Genomic DNA, 3,658 nt, shown 5'->3' on the forward strand with positions numbered 1-3,658 from the left:
ATGGAATGCCCAAAAAAATGCATGGTAAAGATGCTATTAATACGATTATTAAAGTACCTGTAGGCACGGTTATCATTGATGAAACAACTGGGAAGATCATGGCTGATTTAACGGAAGATAAACAAGAAGTTGTTATTGCCAAAGGCGGTCGTGGTGGCCGTGGTAATGCTCGTTTTGCAACTTCTAGAAATCCAGCTCCCCAAATTTGTGAACGTGGGGAACCGGGTGAAGCTTTCGATTTAATTTGTGAATTAAAATTATTAGCGGATGTTGGTTTAGTTGGTTTTCCATCAGTAGGAAAATCAACCTTGCTTTCAGTAGTTAGCCGAGCTCGTCCGGAAATTGCTGATTATCATTTTACGACCATTGTACCTAATTTAGGGGTGGTTCAAGTAAAAGATGGTCGTAGTTTCGTTATGGCTGATTTACCAGGGCTAATCAAAGGAGCGGCTTTAGGTAAAGGGTTAGGACATCAGTTTTTACGTCATATTGAACGCTGTCGGGTAATCGTCCATATTATTGATATGGGGGCTGTTGATGGCCGTGATCCTTATGAAGATTATGTTACGATCAATAAGGAATTAGGAGAATATCAGTACCGTCTATTAGAACGACCACAAATTGTTGTGGCTAATAAAATGGATGAAGATGGGGCCAAGGAAAATTTAGCTCGTTTTAAAGAGCAAGTAGGTGATGAAGTAAAAGTTTTTCCAATTAGTGCGATTATCCATGATGGTGTTGATCAAGTATTGTATGCAGTTGCTGATGCTTTAGAAAAAGCGCCTGTCTTTGAAATGGAAGAAGAAGCTAAAGAAAATACTGTTGTTTATACAATGGAAGAAGAACCAGAAGCCTTTAAATTACATAATTTAGGTAATGGTAACTGGTCAATTACAGGTAAAAAGATTGAACGAATGGTAGCGATGACTTCACTTACAAGTGATGATGCTTTAAAACGTTTCTTGATCAAGATGCGTAATATGGGAATCGATGAAGCTTTAAGCAAAGCGGGAGCTAAAGACGGTGACAATGTTACGATCGGTGATTTTGAATTTGAATATTATGATTAACCAGCTAGTAATTCTAGTTGGTTTTTTGATTAGACAATGCTATAATTGTGATACAAATTTGAGATAAAAACTTAGTAATAATATAGTATAATATTAATGTAAAGGAGTTTGGAATGTATAGCTATATAATTGGAACAGTTACTGCTATCAATGCTGATAGTATTGTCGTGGAAAATAATGGCATTGGTTATTTGATCTATGTAAGTAATCCTTATGATTTCAAACGGGATAGTGAAATCAAAGTGTTTTTATATCAGTATGTTAAAGAAGATGCTAATTTGTTGTTTGGTTTTAAAACAAGTGAAGAAAAGGAAATGTTTTTAAAGCTAATTTTAGTTAAAGGAATTGGCTGTAAAACAGCGATTGGTATTTTAGCTACTGGTGATGTCAACAGCATTATTAATGCAATTGAAACTGCAAACGTGGCTTATTTGAAAAAAATCCCGGGAATTGGTCCTAAAGCGGCCCAGCAGATTATTTTAGATCTTCAAGGTAAGTTTAAAAATAAACCGATTGAAACAATTGCTGTAAATGATGATCTTGAAGAAGCTGGTGAGGTTTTAATGGCTTTAGGTTATCGTAAAGGAGAAGTTGATCGCGTTTTAAAAGTGTTGAAAAATCAAAATTTGGATACTAACGGCTATGTTAAAAGAGCTTTAGGTATGTTAGTTAAATAGGGAGGCTGAATAATGAAAAATGAAGTTCTTGATGCTAATATCATCGAAGATGAAGATAGCTCCTTACGCCCTGAATCCTTTGATGAATATGTGGGGCAAAATGATCTAAAAGAAAATTTAAAAGTTTTTGTTGGGGCAGCCAAACTTAGAAACGAATCATTGGATCATGTTTTATTATATGGTCCACCAGGTTTAGGGAAAACCACGATGTCGATGATCATCGCTAATGAAATGGAAAAAAATATCAAGATTACTACTGGTCCAAGTATTGAAAAAACGGGTGATCTAGTGGCAATTTTAACTGCCTTAGAACCCGGCGATGTTTTATTTATCGATGAAATTCATCGTTTAAATAAAGTCGTTGAAGAAATTCTTTATCCAGCGATGGAAGATTTTTGTGTCGATGTTGTTATTGGTAAAGAAGCTTCAACGCGTTCAGTAAGAATCGATTTACCACCATTTACTTTAGTAGGAGCGACTACGCGAGCTGGTGATCTATCGGCACCGCTTCGAGATCGTTTTGGAATCATTTCAAAATTAGAATATTATGATGAACAAGAATTAACGACGATCATTGATCGAACTAGCCGAGTTTATCATATGGAAATGGACGATGATGCTAAAATTGCTTTAGCTAAACGTTCAAGGGGAACGCCAAGAATTGCCAATCGTTTATTTAGACGAGTTCGTGATTTTGCTCAGTTTAACGGTGAAGATGTAATTACTAAAGAAAGAACAATTGATGCTTTAGACCGCTTAAAAGTCGATGTTTTAGGTTTGGAGGAAGTTGATCATAAATATCTATTAGGAATAATTCAGCGGTTTCGGGGGGGACCGGTTGGTTTAGAATCATTGGCGGCTTCGATTGGCGAAGAACCGCAGACGTTAGAAGATATTTATGAGCCCTATTTATTACAGATCGGATTGATCAAACGAACACCACGAGGACGGATTGCTACTGCTAAAGCTTATCAACATTTAAATATTAGAAGGGAAAAATAGACTGGCTGACAGTCTATTTTTATTTAGGAAAAGATTATGAAAAAACATGAAATAATAGGATTATTGATAATGATAATTTTATCATCAATTTATTCTTTAGTTTTACCTGATGAAAAAGTAGAAGAAATAAGTGTGGAACCAAAAATTGAAATTATTGTTGAAGGCAGTTATGATCAGACTTTAACTTTTGACCATCAGCCTACTATTGGTGATGTGTTAACACAATTAAAAGCTGAAAATGTTTATGGTTTTGATTTAACGACGGCCTTATCTAGTCAAAGTGTCTTATATATTCCCGATTATAATAATAATTTAATTTCATTAAATCATGCCAGTTTAGAAGAATTGATGACAATTAAAGGAATTGGAGAAAAAACAGCCCAAAAGATCATCGATTATCGTAACAATACTCCATTTAAAACGATTGAAGAAATTCAAAATATTTCGGGAATTGGCGAAAAAACTTATTTACGGATTCGAGAATTATTATGTTTATAAAATATCATCTTAGCTACTATGCTTTATTTATTGTTTTAACTATTATTTCAATTTTAGTTCATCCAATCTTTTTTGTCTTTTTAGTTGCTTACAGTATTTTTATTTATTTTCGTTTAAATTTTATTTCCTTATTAACGATGCTTGTTTTAACGATCATTTTTACGATGACCATGCACTATCCAAGTATTGAAACTAATAACCACTTGCAAGGAACGATTATTAATCGTAATAAGGAACGAATCGTTTTAAAAACAAATAACAGTAAAGTAATTGTTTATGGAGAATTTTTAGGTTTTGATATTGGTGATTATTTAGATATTAAAGTTAATTATTTTGATATTAATGAGCCAACTAATGACAATGCTTTTAATTATCGCCAATATTTATATAGCCAGGGAATAACCGCCAATG

General features: G+C 33.8%; 4 protein-coding genes and 1 pseudogene. All 5 read left to right on the plus strand.

The window, feature by feature from the left end:
- Nucleotides 1-1,070: GTPase ObgE (gene obgE, locus J7M77_RS14980; RefSeq protein ID WP_296880015.1), on the plus strand; the 1,070-nt coding region annotated here is incomplete at its 5' end.
- Nucleotides 1,071-1,183: 113 nt separating this feature from the next.
- Entirely contained in the window at nucleotides 1,184-1,747 is a 564-nt protein-coding gene (gene ruvA / locus J7M77_RS14985) for a Holliday junction branch migration protein RuvA (RefSeq protein WP_296880017.1), read from the plus strand.
- Between the two features lie 12 nt (nucleotides 1,748-1,759).
- Complete coding sequence (gene ruvB, locus J7M77_RS14990) at nucleotides 1,760-2,749, plus strand: Holliday junction branch migration DNA helicase RuvB (RefSeq protein WP_296880019.1); 990 nt, start codon at nucleotides 1,760-1,762, stop codon at nucleotides 2,747-2,749.
- Between the two features lie 36 nt (nucleotides 2,750-2,785).
- Entirely contained in the window at nucleotides 2,786-3,247 is a 462-nt protein-coding gene (locus tag J7M77_RS14995) for a helix-hairpin-helix domain-containing protein (protein ID WP_296880022.1), read from the plus strand.
- A pseudogene (locus J7M77_RS15000) lies at nucleotides 3,238-3,658 on the plus strand (DNA internalization-related competence protein ComEC/Rec2); the annotation flags it as partial. The gene J7M77_RS14995 and the pseudogene J7M77_RS15000, both read left to right, overlap by 10 nt.

It is taken from the genome of Thomasclavelia sp., assembly GCF_017889095.1.
Lineage (GTDB): Bacteria > Bacillota_I > Bacilli_A > Erysipelotrichales > Coprobacillaceae > Thomasclavelia.